Annotated in this window: 11 protein-coding genes; 7 read left to right on the top strand and 4 right to left on the bottom strand. The window is 33.1% G+C overall.

What is annotated here, in order from left to right; translation table 11 throughout:
* Window positions 1-2 precede the first annotated feature (2 nt).
* The 4 genes from NG806_RS14020 to NG806_RS14005 are packed head-to-tail and all read right to left on the bottom strand — an operon-like array spanning window position 3 to window position 6,188.
* Window positions 3-434, bottom strand: coding sequence for a hypothetical protein (locus NG806_RS14020; RefSeq protein WP_261510176.1), 432 nt, complete (start codon window positions 432-434; stop codon window positions 3-5).
* The gene (locus tag NG806_RS14015) at window positions 434-1,573 is read right to left on the bottom strand and encodes a beta-ketoacyl-ACP synthase III (protein ID WP_261510175.1); all 1,140 of its coding nucleotides are present in this window, start codon (window positions 1,571-1,573) and stop codon (window positions 434-436) included. The genes NG806_RS14020 and NG806_RS14015 overlap by 1 nt, the downstream gene beginning before the upstream one ends.
* 3 nt (window positions 1,574-1,576) lie before the next feature.
* Window positions 1,577-2,491: a dialkylrecorsinol condensing enzyme DarA gene (locus NG806_RS14010; RefSeq protein ID WP_261510174.1), complete on the bottom strand. Its 915-nt coding sequence runs from the start codon at window positions 2,489-2,491 to the stop codon at window positions 1,577-1,579.
* A gap of 31 nt (window positions 2,492-2,522) precedes the next feature.
* Window positions 2,523-6,188, bottom strand: coding sequence for an MMPL family transporter (locus tag NG806_RS14005; RefSeq protein WP_261510173.1), 3,666 nt, complete (start codon window positions 6,186-6,188; stop codon window positions 2,523-2,525).
* A gap of 187 nt (window positions 6,189-6,375) precedes the next feature.
* Here NG806_RS14005 and NG806_RS14000 point away from each other — a divergent pair, with 187 nt between their 5' ends.
* From NG806_RS14000 to NG806_RS13970, 7 genes are all read left to right on the top strand, one after another.
* On the top strand, window positions 6,376-7,383 hold the full coding sequence (locus NG806_RS14000; RefSeq protein ID WP_261510171.1) for a hypothetical protein: 1,008 nt from the start codon (window positions 6,376-6,378) through the stop codon (window positions 7,381-7,383).
* Window positions 7,380-8,519, top strand: a complete 1,140-nt coding sequence (locus NG806_RS13995) for an EpsG family protein (protein WP_261510170.1) — start codon at window positions 7,380-7,382, stop codon at window positions 8,517-8,519. The genes NG806_RS14000 and NG806_RS13995 overlap by 4 nt, the downstream gene beginning before the upstream one ends.
* A gap of 317 nt (window positions 8,520-8,836) precedes the next feature.
* Complete coding sequence (locus NG806_RS13990; RefSeq protein WP_261510169.1) at window positions 8,837-12,343, top strand: T9SS type A sorting domain-containing protein; 3,507 nt, start codon at window positions 8,837-8,839, stop codon at window positions 12,341-12,343.
* A 260-nt stretch (window positions 12,344-12,603) separates the two neighbouring features.
* Window positions 12,604-15,165 (top strand): type I DNA topoisomerase, encoded by a 2,562-nt coding sequence (topA, locus tag NG806_RS13985; RefSeq protein WP_261510168.1) that lies wholly within the window; start codon window positions 12,604-12,606, stop codon window positions 15,163-15,165.
* A 143-nt stretch (window positions 15,166-15,308) separates the two neighbouring features.
* The gene (locus tag NG806_RS13980; protein WP_261510167.1) at window positions 15,309-16,421 is read left to right on the top strand and encodes a family 43 glycosylhydrolase; all 1,113 of its coding nucleotides are present in this window, start codon (window positions 15,309-15,311) and stop codon (window positions 16,419-16,421) included.
* Between the two features lie 460 nt (window positions 16,422-16,881).
* Window positions 16,882-17,952 carry a formimidoylglutamase gene (locus NG806_RS13975; protein WP_261510166.1) on the top strand — a complete coding sequence of 357 codons (1,071 nt, stop codon included), beginning with the start codon at window positions 16,882-16,884 and terminating at the stop codon, window positions 17,950-17,952.
* A 3-nt stretch (window positions 17,953-17,955) separates the two neighbouring features.
* Window positions 17,956-18,960, top strand: a complete 1,005-nt coding sequence (locus NG806_RS13970) for a glycosyltransferase family 2 protein (protein WP_261510165.1) — start codon at window positions 17,956-17,958, stop codon at window positions 18,958-18,960.
* Window positions 18,961-18,976 lie beyond the last annotated feature (16 nt).

Here is an 18,976-nt window from a genome sequence, read left to right as displayed (position 1 = left end):
AATTATTTTACAACAGTTTTCATTTGAGAACTTGCTATGATAACATTATTCAACCTGGTAATGCTATTGACTAGTGTCACTCCCATCACTTCATTAAGAATAGTCACTTCTGTTTTTAATAGATCTCCAACTTTTGGTAATGCTTCAGCTTCAAAAGATTTAATGGCACCGATGTAACCGGTTGGAGCTTCTTTCCCCAATAGGTAATATTTATATCCGGTGTGTAAAGCTACACTTTGAGCCTGATGCTCTATTAATCCTGACGCCTGAAAAATACCGTCCTGAACAAAAATATTTTCCTCCTTGATAACAAATCCTGAAATTAAATGGTTTTCAGAATATTCAGAAAGTTCATTCACCATTACAAAAGGAAATCTCTGTGGAATAAGACTCTCCACAAAATCCTTATTTGATGTTGGTAGATTGATTTCCATTAGCAAACAGTTAATAATGCACAAGAATAAGCAAATCTTCCACTTTCAGGAACACAAAGAAGCACTTTTTCACCCTTTTTAAGTTTTCCGGAATTCATTAATTCCTCCAAAGCAATAAAAATAGAACCTGCTCCAATATTTCCAACTTCGGAAAGGTTATAATACCATTTTTCCCAAGGGAAATCCATTCCTTTTTTAGCAAACTCTTCTTTTAATCCATCTTTGAAATAGCCTGAAGAGATATGTGCTAAAACATGGTCAATTTTGTCAGGATCCAATTGATGCTTATCAAAAGAAGCTCTTAAACTTTCTGCTCCTTTTACTAAAATATATTGATCTAAAAGCTTTGTATCTTGTTTCAATGCAAAAAGAGATTGCTTTAGCCATTCATCAGAAGGATAATCTGCCCAAGATTTTAAACTACCATCTTCTTGTTTTTCGCAACCTGAATACATGCAAGCTTCAATCTCATGAGCGTAAGAATAAAAATCGATGAATTCTATTTTTAAAGAAACACTGTTTTCTCTTGGTTTATTTTCTAATAATAAAGCTCCGGCACCATCGGAAAGCATCCATCTGAGAAACTCTCTTTTAAATGCGATGATAGGTCTTTCTTCCAGTAATTTTAGATTTTCCGCTTCATGATTAAATTTATCTGCAGTCATCCAAGCTGAGAATCTTTCAGAACCTACGCAAACGGCATTATCCCGAACACCTGCTTTCACAGAAAGAAATCCATAATTAAAAGCATTCATCCCTGAATTACAAAGTCCTGTTGACGTATTTATTTCGATAGATTTTCCTATGTTCAGTTCACCATGTACCATAGAAGAATGTGAAGGCTGAATCTGATCGGCAGAAGTCGTTCCACAAGACAACAATTGCATATCATCTTTTGTGAAGTTTTCATCGAAAAGTCCTTCCACAGCTTTTGCTGTAATTTGAGCGTTGGTATGAGTAGGTTTCCCATTTTTATCCAATGCGTAATATCTTGTTTTAATTTGGTTATTTCTTAAAATTAAAGCTCTCGCCTTAGAAGGAGTGTCATTTACCAGACCAAGATAACTTTCCATTTCATCATTAGAAACCGGTTCATTTGGCAAGTATGTTGAAGCTTTGGTTATAAATACGTCGTTCATCTCTTATTTTAAATTTATTCCTTGTAAATATTTTTTTTCTTTTCGTCTTTTAGATCTTAAAATTGGTGCTAATAGTATGTGAAATACCAAAACAATAGGGGAAATAATCCATATTGCAGCCATCAAATATACCTTAAAGAATTTTATCAGCAATGGTCGCCTCTCTTTTTTCTTGATTATTAGATTAGACCATACAGTGAAGATTTTGTTACCCACTTTTTCCACCCTAACCAGGAAAGGTCTGATTTCTACAGCGCCATTTTTGACTAGCTCTGGCTGAAGATTTTCATAATGATTGTTATCAAAATGTCTTTTAATAATTGCGCCATACTTTCCAGCTCCGGCAATTTCTTCATCTGAAACTCCTGCTGCTGGCAACATCCCTGATTTTTCTTTCTTTCCGGTTGTCAGCCATCGTAAAATAGTTAGAACACTGGTATAATTATCATGTCTGTCTACCAATGCAATGTTTCCGACTAGTTTTGCATTTAGGTTCTTTAAATACACTTTAAGCTTTTCCTGAGATAGCATCCACATATTCCGGGTACCTGAAACTGTAACTACGGGAGTGTCTCTTAGAATATTTTCGGCATAGCCACTTTTTAAGAAAGAAATTATCGGAATAGAAGGTGTCAGGTACCAAACCTGATATCCAAAAATGATCAGATCATATTTTTTATTCAGAACTTCTTCCGGAGGTGGAAGTATTTCTCTGGGAATCTGTAAATAGGACTCTGGAAACGTGTTAAAGAAAACATCACCAGGCCATGGAAAAGGGAAGTCCTCCTTAAGTTGGATATTATAATAAGTAACGTTGTAGTCGTCCTTTTTATCCTCGAAAGGCTGAGCGATATTTTTTACAATATCCTCTAATTGACCCGTTTGTGTATAGTATAAGACAAGTATGTTCTTCTGCATGGACATTTTTATTGATTACAAAAATATACTTTTATAATTTATCTGTTAATTTCTTATATATTTTAATTGATTCTGAACTAAAATACGAATGATATTCACTGTTTTCAAACAATATATTTTTTATATTAAAAAAGATGATCACTTCAGGAAGCTGTGCAAGATTACCCAGATCATAGTTTTCATTAGATACTAAAAGCATACCAGCCTTTTTATTAATCTCTGAAAAGTCTTTTACATAATTAATTTTCCTTCTTTTTAACAGATAATTCTGTTCGGCAATTTCTCTTTTTTCAGTATCATGTATAAAACTGAATATTTTCCGGTTTGCCTCCTGAAGGGTCAGTAGAATATCAGTCTGACCATAGTCATCCGCGATATGAATGATCGTTGCATCTTTCGGAATGTACTTATTCAACTCAAAGTATGCCGACTTTTTGATGGTGAAATCTTTTTTAAGCTGTTTTACAATATCATTTTCTTTGTATAAAAAACTTAAAAACAATTTCTTTTTAAAATAATTTTCATCCTCAAGCTCACTTCTGAGTTTTGCAAACTCCACTCTAAAATAGGCGTTGATCTTTTTCGTTCTTTCCGAATAAGTGTCTCCAAATCGATTATCTTCTTTAAGGATACGTTCTCCTATTTTTACTGTAATACTTCCGTCATAAATGATAAAATCTCCTTTTGGTAATACTTCAGAGTTCCCATGAATATACATTGGAAGAATATCTAAATCCAGTTGCTCTGAAAGATAAAAAGCACCTTTGTGAAATCTATTGATATTATTGGTATAAGAACGCTCGGCTTCTGGAAAAACAACTAAAGAATATCCCTGCTGTACTTTTTCCCGCAACTTATCTATTCCATTTTCTATACCCTGGGATACAGGGTAAAAGCCTAATGCTTTTACAAGTCTTCCAAAAACAGGTGAATTGTAAACCCAATCATTTACTAAGTATATGATCTTGTAATTAGTCATTGCAAGAGCTAACGTATCTAGGAAAGAAGTGTGATTCGCGATGATAATTGCCGGTTTGCTGAAATTCTCTTTAGGGTTTTTTATCACTCTTTTCTTTACAAAAGGATTACTGTATAAAACTGATGTTAAAAATTTAGCAATAAATATTTTGATATACCTCAGTGTATTCCCTTTGGTGTTCTTCACAAAAACAGTTCCGAACAGAGAGAAAAGGAATCCTCCCAAACCATAGTAGATAAATGATACAACGGAGTGTAAGAATAATCTGAATGTAATAGGAGAAAGTCCTTTTTTTGCTCTGTTAATGATTAAAAATCTAAACCAGAATGGGTAGAGCGTTGAAGTAATAATGATTACAGAAAACATTCCTATGAGAGCGACCAATGCTAAAGAATGTAAAGCTGGATGTTTTGCAAAAATCAGTGAACCTATAGATAAGATGGTTGTAAAGACAGCCAGAATAATTGAGATTCTATAGGTAGGGAGTTCATTTTTCCCTGTTGTATGTTCCTTTTGCATTGCCTTGGTTAGGAATATACTGAAATCATCCCCAACCCCAAATATTAGAGTACACACTACTGTGCTGAAAATATTAAGCTCCAATCCCAGGAAATATAAAATTCCCGCTGTCACAATTCCTGTTAATACAATGGGAAACATGGTGAGAACAGTTAATTCAAAGTTTCTGAAAAATACAATGATCGTAAGAATGATGGCCAATAAAGAATAATTGATCAAAGTGTTGAAATCCCTTTTCAGCAAACCAAGAAAGTTTTCATTCATTTGCTGGCGGTCAATAGCCAGAGCATCATGTTTCTTTTCTACATCTTTTATGAATGCGTCTCTTTTACTTTCATCAAGCTTTACAACATTTGAAATAGTATAAAAGCCTTTTTCATTACTGAGAAATTCAGAAACCTGTAGTGCTTTTATCTTTTCGTAATCCTGTAAACTTAAAGTTGAATAGTTTTTATTTAAAAGATCAGTAAATTGTCCGAAAGCTGAATTGTTGAATCCAAATTTATTTCCATTGGTGATCAATTCAGAAACCGTTTGGCTTTTTTTATTGCTATCCCAGAATTTCTTCCAGTTTTCGATCTTTTTTTGCTGGTCTTTTTTAGATAATACGACATTTCCCAAAGAATTATAGCTTAAAATCTTTCCTTCTTTTTTTTCTTTTTCCAGAAACTGATTCAATTGGGTATTTCTTGTTAATGACTCTTCTTCAGAATTTCCATAAGAAATAGTATAAATTGATTTTGAAGTAATATCCGAAAGCTTTTGTAGCTTAGCTTCACTTATTTTAAGATCTTTAGGAATATAGTTTAAATCTCCAATGTCTTCATTAAAGCCTACATGGCGGAATCCAAATAAACAGGCAATAATTACCAAAGAACATCCAATGATCAGTGGTTTGTTTTTTTCATAAGGATAAGAACCAATCTTATCAATGAAATTAGTACTTGTTTTTCCAGATTTTTCCTTCGGGTGGTAAAGCTGGGGAACAATAATTAATGCTGAAATCGAAGAAAGCATTACTGTAATTGAAGCAAACAATCCCAAATCTTTCAGTGCTTCCGATCTTACAAAGATCAGACAAAGAAAAGAAACAGCAGTGGTAGCACTACTCAAAATGATGGGTTGAGTGATCTCTTTATAAAGCTCTTCAATATTATTGTTATGTTTGTAGTGGGTAAGAATATGCAGGGCATAATCAATTGTGATCCCAATTAAAATTGCTCCTACACTTAAAGAAATGGCGGAAATTTTGTCCTTAATAAAATATAATATGAGCAGGGCAAGCAGAACTGAAAATACAGTTGGAAGGAAAACGATAATAGGGGTGAAAAAATTTCGGAAATAATAAATTAATAAGATCAAAAGAACAGTCATAGAAATCATCACCGTATTCTGGATGTCTTTTTTTATCTGCTGGGCATTGGCTACGGCAATCACAGGAGAACCAAAATAACTTATTTCTGTTTTTTCCTTAAACTCTTTATTGACATCATCTTTTATTTTATTAAGTTCATCAACAAAAAATTCATTGTTTTTAGTGTCATTACTTTTATTTTTAGGATCAATGAAGAGTAAGAGATTTTTGCCGCCTCTGGTAACAATATAATTATCTTCAAGTTTAAAATCTTTACTGATGTTAAGTGTATTTAGTTTTTTAAGGCCCAGAAAAGTAATGCCCAGTGGATCTTTTTTTATAAATTCTTTAGTAACAAGACTCGTAGGAGAGACTAATGAGACATAGTTGCTTTCTACCTGCTTTGCAATACTGTCTTTTTGCAGTTTTCTGGTGATTTCCTTATAATCGTTCTCATCTAAAAATAAAGGTAAGTTTTGATTTACAAAATCAAAAGTTTCAGAGATTTCATTATCATTTACTTTTCCCTGAATAGCTCCTATATATTTTTCCAGGGGCGAGAGCTTATCTAAAAAGCTATTTGCTGTTTCGGACAATTGGAAATTATCATCAGAAGATTTATTTTCTATTATAACAATAATTTTGTCAGAAAAATTGAGTTGCTTAAGAATTTTTGCGGTCAGATCAGATTTTTCACTTTTGGGAATAATCTGATTAATGTCTTCCTCAAAATTTATTTTTGATGCAAAAAATAAGCATACAAGGGTAATCCCTACTGTAAATAATACAGAAAGGAGTTTGTTTTTAGAAATTAAATAATATAGAAATATAAAAAAACGATGCATCACGTTAAAAAATCAAGTTTGCAAATTTAATTTTTTAAGTATTAGTTCAAAACTTTTACCGCTTAAGTTTTGTCTGAAAATCAATAAAATGTTTAGGTAAAATGAAAAAAACTTATACTTTTGCAAATGTTCCCTATTAATAATATATTTTAAAACAAAATTATTCCTAATAAAAAGCTGTTTTGATATGTTGAAAATATTTGATGAAAAAATGAACGGATTTTTATTTACAATAATACTTCCGCTATTGCTGTTTTCGATGTCCTATTATGGATTTGAGTCTTCTTATACAAGACTGAAGACAGCGCCAGAGCCCCCCGATTATCTATTCTCATCTGTATATGCTTATAGGGTAATCCCTAATTATCTTAGTTTATACCTTACAGATACCGTAGGATACATTATTAATAATTATTTAGATTTTTTTCGCAAATTTCTTTTAAAGAACGGAACTGCATTTTATCATGGCCTTTTTTTAATGAATAGCTTTTTCTTTGTTCTTTCTTCTATTGTTTTTAATTTTATTCTCAAGTTGAAATCGATAGGGCCTCTTTTGAATATTAATGTAAGAAGAATAATCCATTTGCTTGCAGTTTTCTTTATCGTAATTACACAGTACGCACCTACTAATTGCGATATGATGGCGCTTTTTTGTTATTTATCAGGTGTTTATCTAACACTGAAATACCTACATACGCATAAATCTGCCTATTTCTATATTTTAATTGCTGTTATTTTTTTATCAACATTTGTGAGAGAAACGGCCTGCTTAAATATTGCTTTTTTTGCAGCACTTTTTATAAATGTTGATGACCTTAAGAAAAGAAACTTTAAATTTATCTGGAAAACGATCCCTCTTGTAGTGGCTTTTTTGATCCCTTACTTAGGGTTGAGATTAATGATTGTTCAGGAAACAACTTTTGTTGAAGGCTTTTATATTAATAGAAACTTTGAAAGCCCTTTTAATTTAGCAGGATTACTATTTGGATGTATTGTACTCTATTTTATGTACAAGCTGTGTATTTCAATTGAGAATAGGGCTGTTTTTAAAAAGTATCTCTTTTTTTCCCTGCCTTATCTTATGATGATAACTATGGTTGGGCTTTATTGGGAGGTTAGACTTTTCCTGCCGTTGATTCTTACTGGAATTGTAGTTGCGTATCACCAATTTAATAATGATCTGAATCAAGCATGAGTTTATTACACCCATATTATATAATTGCCATTATCTATATGCTATTTTTTAGCGTTCAAGAGGTTTTTGGAAATAAGGTAGACAAGAAATGGTTTTGGTTTTTAGGTATTTATCTAATAATAATTGCTGGACTTCGAGATAGTGTAGGTCCGGATTATGGGAGTTATAAAGGGATTTATATTTATTCAGACACAAAAGATTATTGGAGTATTTTTTTGAAGGCCCTGCATATCGAAGGCTCTGAAAATGTAGATATAGAATGGTTATATGCATTGATCAATAAAATATTACTCAATGTATTCAATGCTCCATTCTATATGTTGACTTTGGTAATAGCGATTTTTGCTATCTTTTTTAAGATCAAATACACTGAGGACAATACTTTTTATCCATTCACTTTTACATTGTTTATGTTTATCCCCAATTTCTTCATTGGAGAAAGTGGGCAAATCCGACAGAATTTAGGAACCTTTATTATTTATTTTGCGATCAGATATATTAAAGAAAGGAAGCTGTGGCACTATTTGTTGTTTGTCTTTATAGCTTCCGGTATCCACAATGTATGTTATATATTTTTACCAATGTACTGGCTTGCAAGGGTGCCATTGAATAAAACAGTCATGCTTGCATTAATTATAGGATCAATATTTTTATCTCCATTTGAGGTCTATAAGGTATTTGGTGATTTTTTAAGTAATATTGCTTCAGACAGTATGCTGGTAGAAGGCTTTAACGGATATGTGGACGAGACCGCTCAAAGGCTGAATGGAGGCTTTGGTATTCCTGAAGCCCTGATGGCGATCCTGACATTCTTTTTGTTTGTTTTTGATACTCCAATGAAAGAGAAATATCCATACTACGAATACCATAGAAATTATGCAGTAATTGGAATTTGTCTTTATTTTATATTTAGAAATAATCCTATATTTTCATCAAGATTGGCAGGCGCATTTATTGGCTTCTCCTTTGTGCTGATTCCCAACGCAATGTATGTGGTTTCTGACAATACAAAAAAAATGATCTATTCATTTATTATTGCGTTAACGATATTCAACTTCGTGGTATTCTCCAGTTTCAGAAATATTATTGGTGGAAGGTTTACCATTGATCTTTACAAAAACCATATTCTACCTTAATTTAGCTCTACAATATTAATAAAAAGACGAAGCATTATGTTTCGTCTTTTTTAATGAATTCATGCCCTAAGGTTACTGTATGGGGGTATTTGATTTTATTATTTATAAAAATTTACACAACTTATTTACAATTTCCTAATATAAAATTGTAGTTTTGCGCCGTCCGGGTTCAGAAATGAAATATTTACATATAATGCTTTAGGATTGTGTTGTTTACATTATAATAATTCTATTAAATCATTATTAGTAATATAAATCACTATTTGTTGATGAGGGCTTAAGATTTGTATTGCTGTAATAACACCAAAGCTAAGGATATGAAAAATATAGTATTCAAAAATTTAATGGCAATTTTTTGCCTTGTATCAATTAGTGCTTATTCTGGTACCGGTTCAGGATTTGGAAGAAATATTCAAAAGTCTTTCAGTCATTATACTAAAAGTAATGACTCCTTAATTACGATTTCACAGAACATCAATAAAAATAAAACACAAGACCATTTAAGACCCTTTTCATCGGAAAAGGATAAAAATGGATCTGAAGCCAGAAAAGCTGTTGTTGATTGGACAAAAGCTCCTAATAGTTATATTTTTGATCCTAGTCAAAATTATGGAGGACTCCTTATACCAGTCAGAAAAGCATATGCTATGTGGGAAAGCGACAAATATATCGGAAGCGGAGGTATTCCTGATGGAAAGCTTACAGCCGATATATTATGGGAGGATGTTCCCGGATTGATCATTAGTGAAGACAGTTATTCCTTAGAAGTAGTAGATTCTGGACAGAATGCAAAAATTAAAGTTCCGATAAATAAAGCAAAAGAGGGAAATGCAGTGATTGCTTTTAAAGTAAATGGTGATATTTTTTGGTCCTGGCATATATGGGTTACCGATGATCCAACAAATGGGTCATCGTACAAAAGTTTTGAAGGTATAACAAGAGAAAAGAATGATGGAACTATTGAAGCTATTCCAGATTCGGACTGGAGGTGGATGGATAGGGATTTAGGCTCCGTAAGCGGAACTATAACCGGTACAGAATGGAATAGAAATGGAGGTCTTTTATATCAATGGGGAAGAAAAGACCCAATACCTCCCCTTGTATACAGAGGTAATGATTTTTATGAAGTGTCAGGTTCCATTGGGAGAGTTAGACATCGTGGTGCTAAAAACTTTACTAATGCTATTAAAATTGATGATCTTAGAAAATTTGTATTACTGTCAGATGCTGAGGTTAAGAACAATATCAGACTTGCGGTAAGAAATCCACTTAGTCTTATCTATGTAAATAAAGATGATAATTCTGGTCCCGCATATTATAATAACAATACTAATCTAATGGTTAACTGGTTTGGGAAGTCATCTAATTTTAAAGATAGTCAGCTTACAGAACTTAATTTATGGTCTGATAATTCACAGGGCAAACTAAATACAAACTATAATACTGATGCTGCAGCACAGCCTTATCGAGATAAGTCCTCTTATGACCCATGTCCAAATGGCTGGAGAATTCCCTCTGCTTTGGTTGCTAACCAGGCCTCGGCAAGTTATACCGATGATATCAGAATTGATTTCTCGCCTTTTGGTACCAGAACCAATATGGCAAAAAATATTTTTGAATCCAATGGTTATCATATTATAAAACCCACTGATTCAAGTATGCCTCTCTTTATGCAGGGTATTAAATTATATCCGAATATTGCATTTGATTTGTCAGATACAGGTGGATATGATATGGGAATATTTCCAGGAACCGGTCAGATTGCTATAAATATGCAGGCTGGTCAATATGCAGATCAGCATCATACAAGTATATGGACGGCAACTATGGCCAGACAATTTGATACAACGCCAGCTACCATTGCAAGGGGGCTATTTATGATTCCAGATAAAGGGCAGGCCGATGTTCCTGATTCAAATTTCCCCACCGTAAAAGGGAGATTCCAATATATGCCATTAGCAAGCATGAATACCTCTGAGGCTAATGGCTGTAGATGTATAAAAGATCCTTTATATCTTGTCGATAGTTACGATTTTCCAACTGAGTTTTTAAATGTTACTGATGAGTACCGAGAAGGAATTGATAATCCTAATACTTATCAGATAGTAAAAACTAATGCAGTATCCACTATTGAAATTCCTGTTAGTAAAGCGTTCTCAGTTCAGAGTCAGATTCTTAATAATCATGATATTTTAAGCCCTGCTAATTTTAATAACCTGAAAGGCAATGTACTTTGGACAACCAATAGTAATCTGATCAGTAATGTAACGATTGCTAATTCTACTCCAGGATCTTTAAGTGATTTAAGCAACACGAAAATTTTAGTTGTTATTAATCCTAATCAAAGTGGAAATGCTGTAATTACCCTACATAATGGTGCAATTACTAATCCTGTTTATTGGAGCTGGCATATATGGGTCACGGATACTCCTATTAACAGTCGTATATATACTACAGAATTACCTGTTGGAAATGTGACCAACTATATCAATTATGTAGATAAAGCAGATGTGATCTTACAGACAGAATTTATGGATAGAAACTTAGGAGCAATTGATGCATTTCCAACAGTAGTCAATAATCTTACCCCAACTTCTGCTGAGTTGACAAAAATAAGGGCATCTACAGGATTACATTATCAATGGGGAAGAAAAGATCCCATTCCTACATTCCAAAATGCTGATAATAGAACTTCTTACAATGTATTTTTGGGAAATGTATCAGCTAGTGGAGCTGTCGGCTATACTACTCTTACCGCTGCAAACTACAATAATATTTCAGGAAATTATATAGTACCTTATAATAGTTATGCGGCTAATGTTAATTTATTAGACACAGATAAAACATCCGATAAAATTGCAAAGGTTTTATCTTATTCTGTAAGGAATCCTCTTGTATATATGGTTCCAAGTACTTTTGCTCCTTACAACAGTAGTGTACCCAACTATACCAATGGGACAGACTGGTTATCAACTGAACCTAATCTGGGAGCAGATAGATGGGGAAGAGGAGGTCAGAAGTCCGTATTCGACCCCTGTCCTGCAGGTTGGAGAATTCCAGATGTTTCTGGTGTTGCCATTGTATCGGGTAAGGATTTTGGAATGACACCCTGGTATAAAAAAGATAAAAATGTAGCTACTCAATATAGTATCGTTAATGATTATTTAGGGGTGAGGGTTAGAAATCCGAGCACCACTTCAACCATCGGATATACTTTTAACCACTACGCTTACAATACTGGAAATTACCCCAATTCCGGTAGTAGAGGATTTAGGAGTGTGACTGGAAATCAGTCTGCACAGGGGACTTACAATGTGCTTAATTTTCAATATCCCGGAATTTGGACAGGAGCTTTAGTATCTAACTACATAGGGAGACCAATTAGTATTTTATTTGATGCAGCTTCAAGTGCAAATCGTATGATTACTTTTCATGATAATAATGATCCTTATTTTGGAATGAGCTGCCGTTGTGTAAAAATCAAATATGATGAAAATGGAAATGAAGAAGGGGTCGTTCCAAAGCTTCAGATTACATCTTCGCCAGTTACAAAAGCGGCCACTGTTTTAAGTGAAAATGAAGCTGAAGGTATATTAGCTAAAGAAAGAGTTTCCGTATATCCTAATCCTATAAAAAATGAATTGCACATTAAGGCATCAAATAATAATGAGGGTTACTATTATCAAATATATAATATGTCCGGACAGTTAGTGAAATCAGGTAAATTTTTAGATGGGAAGACCGATCTTTCATCATTGATTGCTGGGGCATATTTAATGAGAATTAATAATTCAGATAGTTTTATTAAAATTATTAAAGAATAGTTATCTATATTATTTAAAATAAAAAAGCTGTTTCATTTTAGGAGCAGCTTTTTTTGATTATGCTATTATTTATCGATCTTATAATGATAGAAGAAAAATTCTATAAAGTCATTTTGAATGCAATAATTTCAGCAAAATAATCAGTTTAAAAAGTCTAAAACCCCCAAAATGAACTTCTTTAAGGTGATCCGGTTTTTAAATTAAACAGATGTAACAAAACCTATCTAATAAAAAAGCTTTACTTTTGCAAAAATTTTAGAATGTCGAAAAATTTAGTAATCGTAGAGTCCCCGGCCAAAGCAAAAACTATTCAGAAATATTTAGGAAAAGATTTCGAAGTAAAATCCAGCTTCGGTCACATCCGTGATTTACCTAAAAAAGGAATGGGTATTGACCTTGAGACCTTCAGTCCTGATTACGAAGTTTCTGCTGACAAGAAGAAATTGGTAACAGAATTAAAATCTGCCGTAAAGAAAGCTGAAATAGTTTGGCTAGCTTCCGATGAAGACCGTGAAGGTGAGGCTATAGCATGGCATTTGGCAGATGAATTAAAATTAAAACCGGAAAACAGAAAACGAATTGTTTTCCACGAAATTACTAAAAATGCGATTCTAAAGGCCATTGAAAATCCAAGAGATATCGACCAAAATTTAGTAAATGCACAACAGGCAAGAAGAGTTTTGGATAGGATCGTAGGTTTTGAAATGTCTCCGGTTCTTTGGAAGAAAGTAAAACCAGGATTATCTGCAGGAAGAGTTCAATCGGTTGCTGTGAGATTAGTTGTTGAAAGAGAAAAAGAAATACGAGTATTTACTCCTAAAGCAAGTTTTAAGCTGGACGGAATTTTCTTAAATAGTGGAGACCAGGAAATTGCTGCAAAACTTAAAAAGGATTTTGAAAAAGAAGATGAAGCTGAAAAATTCCTTGAAAAAGCTAAGACTACGGAATTTAAAGTTCTGAATGTTGAAACAAAACCCGGAACACGCACTGCTTCGGCTCCTTTTACGACTTCTACATTGCAACAGGAAGCATCATCAAGATTAGGATATAATGTAACCAATACAATGCGTCTTGCACAAAGACTATATGAAGAAGGGTACATTACCTATATGAGAACCGACTCAGTAAATCTTTCTCAGGAAGCAATTGAAGGTTCCAAAAAGCAGATTGTATCGGAATATGGAGCAGCATATTCTTCTCCAAGAAATTATACCACTAAATCAGCATCAGCACAGGAGGCTCACGAAGCAATTCGTCCAACCGACTTCGCTGTTAAAAGTATTGGGGATGCACAATTAAACAAGCTTTATCAGTTAATATATAGAAGAACACTAGCTTCTCAAATGGCAAATGCCAAGATAGAGAAAACAGTTATTGAAATAGGAAATCCTGTTCTGCCTCAGAATTTTGAAGCACAAGGTGAGGTTATTATTTTTGATGGTTTCTTAAAGGCCTATGGCATTGTGAAAACCGAAGAGGAAGATGAAGAAAACAATGAGAAATTACTTCCGAAAGTAAAAGTAGGAGAAATTTTAAGCTATAAAACAATTAATGCAACTGAGAAATTCACTAGACCTAGTGCAAGGTATACAGAAGCAGGATTGGTAAGAAAACTTGAAGAATTAGGAATTGGCCGTCCTTCAACGTATGCACCAACAATTCAAACTATTCAAAATCGTGAATATGTTGATAAACGTGAAATAGAACCACAAACGCGTGAAGTAGTAAAAATGACCTTGGTTAAAGACAAGATCAAAAAAGTAATACTTGATGAAAAGTTTGGTGGCGATAAAAATAAATTTGTTCCCACAGATATTGGAGAAGTTGTAAATGACTTCCTGATCGATCATTTCAAAGAAATCTTAGATTATGGGTTTACCGCGAGAGTGGAGGAAAGCTTTGATGAGATTGCTAATGGAGAACAAAAGTGGAAAGAAATGATGATCGATTTCTATTCCAAATTCCACCCTAGAATTGCAGATGTCGAAGAAAATGCAGACCGTGCTAATGGAGATAGATTATTAGGAATTGATCCTAAAACAGGTAAGAACGTTCATGCAAGGATCGGAAGATTTGGGGCAATGATTCAGATCGGTGAAACCGAAGATGAGGAAAAGCCTACTTTCGCATCGTTGATGAGTGGTCAGAATATTGCGACAATTAGTCTTGAAGATGCATTGGAACTATTTAAATTACCTTTTGATTTAAAAGATTTTGAGGATCAGACTGTTTCTGTAGGTGTTGGTAGGTTTGGACCTTATGTAAAATGGGGTGAAACTTATATCAGTATTCCAAAAGGTGAAGATCCACTTTCTGTAGATCAAAACCGGGCGGAAGAAATTATTGGAGAAAAGAAAAAAGCAGATGCTCCGATTGCTACTTATAAAGGAGAGCCTGTAACAAAGGGAACAGGAAGGTTTGGGCCTTTCATTAAATATCAAAGCATCTTTGTGAATGTTCCTAAGAAATATGATTTTGATAATCTTTCTCAAAGTGATATTAACGAATTAATTGATGCTAAATTAGAAAAGGAAGCAAATAGATATATTCAGCAGTGGGAAAAAGAAAAAATATCTCTTGAAAATGGTAGATGGGGTCCATTTATTAAATTTGGAAAAGCAATGTTCAAAATACCAAAGAAAAAAGATGATACAAAATATGATGCTGAAGATTTGAAAGAAATTTCTTTAGATGAGGTGAAAAAATGGATTACAGATCAGGATCCTAAAGCTTTTGCAGAAAAAAAGAAACCCGCTGCGAAAAAAACAACGACAACAAAAAAATTACCGGCTGCAAAGAAAACAGTTGCTAAAAAGAAATAAATTGCTCGAAGATATTTAAAGGCACGGATTCGTAATCCGTGCCTTTTTTATTTTAATGATTATTTCAAAAGAAAGAATAAACCATCAAAGTACGGGATACTCTATTTAAATGGTTGTATTAAATTAGCTGTTAAATAGACAGCATGAGCGATTGCAAAAATATCACACGTAGAGATTTTTTACAAACTTCAGCATTGGGAATCTTGGCTATGGTTTTGGGTTCGTCATTTACAGATTTATCTGATTTTTCTAACCAGCCCTATTTCAGTTTAAAACCAATCGGGCGATCATTTTCTTTGGAAGGATATTATATTTGGTGCAGTTGTCCAATTTGGGGTAAAGATGGAAAAGTTCATCTTTTTTATTCCAGATGGAAAAAAGAAAAAGGAATGGGTGGTTGGCTAAATAGTTCTGAAATTTGCCGTGCAGAAGCGGATTCTCCTTTTGCTGAATTCCAGCACAAACAAGTTGTTTTGGCTCCAAGAGGTGGTGAATTTTGGGATGCAACGACTTGCCACAATCCTTTGGTCAAAGAAATAGAAGGTCAATATTATTTGTTCTTTATGGGGAATTCAAATGGTAAAACAAATACTAAAAGAATAGGACTTGCTACTTCAAAAAATCTCGACGGAGATTGGGCCAGACCCGAACATCCTTTACTTCTTCCCGGTGAAAAAGGTTCCTGGGATGATCATTGTACTACAAATCCTGCTTTTGTAAAAGGGAATGATGGTAAATATTGGCTGTTTTATAAATCATGGAATACTCAGGAATATGAAACTCAAAAAGGTTCCATACGAGGTAATAGAAAATATGGATTAGCAAAGGCTGATTCTCCAATGGGACCTTACGAAAAGGTGTCTTCAAATCCTGTAATTGATTTCTCATCATTACCTAATAATGTGCAGTTGGAAGATGCTTTTGTCTGGAAACAAAACGGAAAATATCATATGATAGCACGTGATATGGGGTTTTTCAATCATGAGTATGGTTTACATTTAACAACAATAGACGGACTTCATTGGTCACAACCGGAAATTGCTTATCTCAATATGCAACATTATATTCAGGAGCCTACCCCGCCAAAAAACTTAAACCGATTTGGGAGATTGGAACGTCCTATGCTTTTGATGGATAAAGACGGGGAAACACCTAAATTTTTAGTGGGCGCAACACAAGGTGGGAAATTTGAAACTTCAACTTCTTTCATATTTGAAATTGTAAGCTCCAGGATTAAAGAGGAAAAATTGTTATAACAATCAAAAAGAAGTCTAAAAAAAGCAGTAATGCTAATGTGATATATGGAGCCGTTAATATGGTGTGTTAACGGTTTTTTCATGCACAAATGTGCTTCGAGGTTTTTACTTGATGAGGTTTTTTGTATGTTTGTGAGAAATATATTTTGATGAAAAAGATTACAAATTAGAAATTATGTTACTTTATCAGGGAAGCTACAAAATATGATATTTAGTTTACCCGTAAGGTTAAGACGAATATATTTATTTTCAGGTGATAGATTTATTATGAAGTGAAAAGCAAAGTTAGAAACTGTATATTAAAAATATTAATTGCAAAAAAAGCTTATAAACATCTATTACGTAAGAGTAACAAATCAAGATTTCCTTATGTTTATTCAAAAATATGAATGTTGAATTTGGAATTTGGAAAGTTGAATGGAATATTATAGAAGTAAAATAATTTAGATTAATTACATAAATGGATTTTGAAGATTTTATCATTTCACCAAGAAATTTCAAAACAGAAAGCTGGCAGATCGGAAATCAGATCAAGAAGGAAATAAAAGAAGACAGCATTGTTCTCTTGTTTGTTTCTGATTACAGAGGAGCGAACGGTGAAGCGGAGGTGCAGGATTTTACAGCAATAAGAAAAGAGTTTTATAAACTTTCTCAATTAGATTTTGAAATCCCGTTGATAGATCTGGGAGATCTTGTTTCTGGTAAATCAGTTCAGGATTCTCATTATATCTTACAGGAAGTGCTATCTGCATGTCATTATAAAAGAGCAATTCCAGTAATTATAGGAGGGTCGAATGATTTCGCTTTTTCCTTATTTTCGGGGTTAAATTTTCATCAGAAAAATATTAACTACACACAAATCAGTAATATAATTTCTCTTAAGCAAGGAGAGAGTATCAATGAACATACTTTTTTGAGTAAAATCTTAGGCGCTAAAAATTTCTCAATTAAAAATTATCATCATTTGGGGTATCAGAAGCATTTGAATGAAATGGACTCTGTAAAATTAATCAAAGAAGTTGAGTTTGATATTATTCGCTTAGCGGAGATGATGAATACTACCGAAAAAACAGAGCCCTTCTTTAGAAAAGCAGATTTAGTTACTGTAAATTGTGATGCTATCGAAAGTTTTACTGATCCTTTTTCAATGAACCCTCAGGTAAATGGATTAAACAGGAGAGAGATATGTGCTTATATGAAGGAAATTGGTTTGAGCGAAAATTTGAAATCTGTTGGGATTTTTAATTATAATATATACTCAGAAAATCAGCTCAATCACCAGCTTTTAGCACAAATGATCTGGTATCTGATCGAAGGAATCAACATTCAGAATTCACACCCAAAAGAAAGGCATTACGAAATGTTTTACGTCCTTATTGATGATCATCAGTATGCTTTTAAAAGAGATACATTTAGTAATTTATGGTATTTTGGGGATGATGAAAACATTGATAATTGTATTCCATGTTCAAGAAAAGATTTTGATGAAGCAAAAAAAGGCTGGTTAAATGCAAGACTGACGAAAATTTAATATATGACAAATCTTGTTCCCCCAAAAGTTTCTATCATAGTCCCTGTTTATAATGTTGAAAATTATTTAGCAAAGTGCCTTACTTCTTTAGTTAGTCAGACTCTTCAAAACATTGAAGTTATCATTGTAAATGATGGTAGTAAAGATCATTCTGAAGAAATTATTCAAGAATACGTTAAGAAATTTCCAGAAAAATTAAAAGCCTATCAAAAAGAGAATGGTGGTTTAAGTGATGCCCGTAATTTTGGACTTAATAAAGCAACAGGCGAATATATAGGCTTTGTAGATAGTGACGATTATGTTAAAAAAACAATGTTTGAAGAAATGTTGTATTTAGCAGAAAGACACAATGCTGAAATGGTAATTTGTAACATTCAAAAAGTAGATGAGAATGGAAATATTACACAAAAGCTGACACAAATTCCCAATATGCCTGAAAAAATTATATTGGAAGATCACTTTTCAGTTTTTTCGGATCTAAGTTATTTTGCCTGTAATAAATTATTTAAAAAAGAACTTTTTGCTCAGAAAAGATTTAAAAAAGGAATTCATTTCGAAGATATCCAGCTTATTCCGCAGCTTCTACTGGAGTGTAGGATATTGGCACAGACTCAAAATTTCCATTATCAATATCTGGAACGGACAGATTCGATCAGTAAAACACATACAGAAAAAGGATTAGATATCTTAAAAGCAGTGAGTGATGTTGAGTCTGCATTTGAGAAATCCCAATATTCAACAAAGAGGAAGGAGTTGAAAAACTTTCAGATCCTGGAAGGAGTGTACACATTTTTAGCTTATCTGGCGTTCGTTAAAAGTACCGATACTTTTTATAAAATGGCTGACCAGTTAAAGCTTTTCATACTTAAAAGAGACATTAAAATTAAAGATATATTGTACTATAGTCGTTTTGGTAAGAATTATATTTTATATTTGCCACTGAAAAAAAAGTTATTTTATCTGTTATTTTTTGCAGGACAAAAAAGATTGATAAGAAAATTGATGTAAACACAAATGTAAGTAC

Source organism: Chryseobacterium paludis, from assembly GCF_025403485.1.
GTDB classification, from domain to species: Bacteria; Bacteroidota; Bacteroidia; order Flavobacteriales; family Weeksellaceae; genus Chryseobacterium; species Chryseobacterium paludis.
This window is presented reverse-complemented; position numbering and strand designations above follow the sequence as displayed.

Excerpts from the sequence above, each read along its gene's own strand:
- NG806_RS14020 (WP_261510176.1), bottom strand. The coding sequence starts at position 434 with ATGGAAATCAATCTACCAACATCAAATAAGGATTTTGTGGAGAGTCTT.
- NG806_RS13990 (WP_261510169.1), top strand. The coding sequence starts at position 8,837 with ATGAAAAATATAGTATTCAAAAATTTAATGGCAATTTTTTGCCTTGTA.
- NG806_RS14005 (WP_261510173.1), bottom strand. The coding sequence starts at position 6,188 with ATGCATCGTTTTTTTATATTTCTATATTATTTAATTTCTAAAAACAAA.
- NG806_RS13970 (WP_261510165.1), top strand. The coding sequence starts at position 17,956 with ATGACAAATCTTGTTCCCCCAAAAGTTTCTATCATAGTCCCTGTTTAT.
- NG806_RS13975 (WP_261510166.1), top strand. The coding sequence starts at position 16,882 with ATGGATTTTGAAGATTTTATCATTTCACCAAGAAATTTCAAAACAGAA.
- NG806_RS14010 (WP_261510174.1), bottom strand. The coding sequence starts at position 2,491 with ATGCAGAAGAACATACTTGTCTTATACTATACACAAACGGGTCAATTA.
- NG806_RS14000 (WP_261510171.1), top strand. The coding sequence starts at position 6,376 with ATGTTGAAAATATTTGATGAAAAAATGAACGGATTTTTATTTACAATA.
- topA (WP_261510168.1), top strand. The coding sequence starts at position 12,604 with ATGTCGAAAAATTTAGTAATCGTAGAGTCCCCGGCCAAAGCAAAAACT.
- NG806_RS13980 (WP_261510167.1), top strand. The coding sequence starts at position 15,309 with ATGAGCGATTGCAAAAATATCACACGTAGAGATTTTTTACAAACTTCA.
- NG806_RS14015 (WP_261510175.1), bottom strand. The coding sequence starts at position 1,573 with ATGAACGACGTATTTATAACCAAAGCTTCAACATACTTGCCAAATGAA.
- NG806_RS13995 (WP_261510170.1), top strand. The coding sequence starts at position 7,380 with ATGAGTTTATTACACCCATATTATATAATTGCCATTATCTATATGCTA.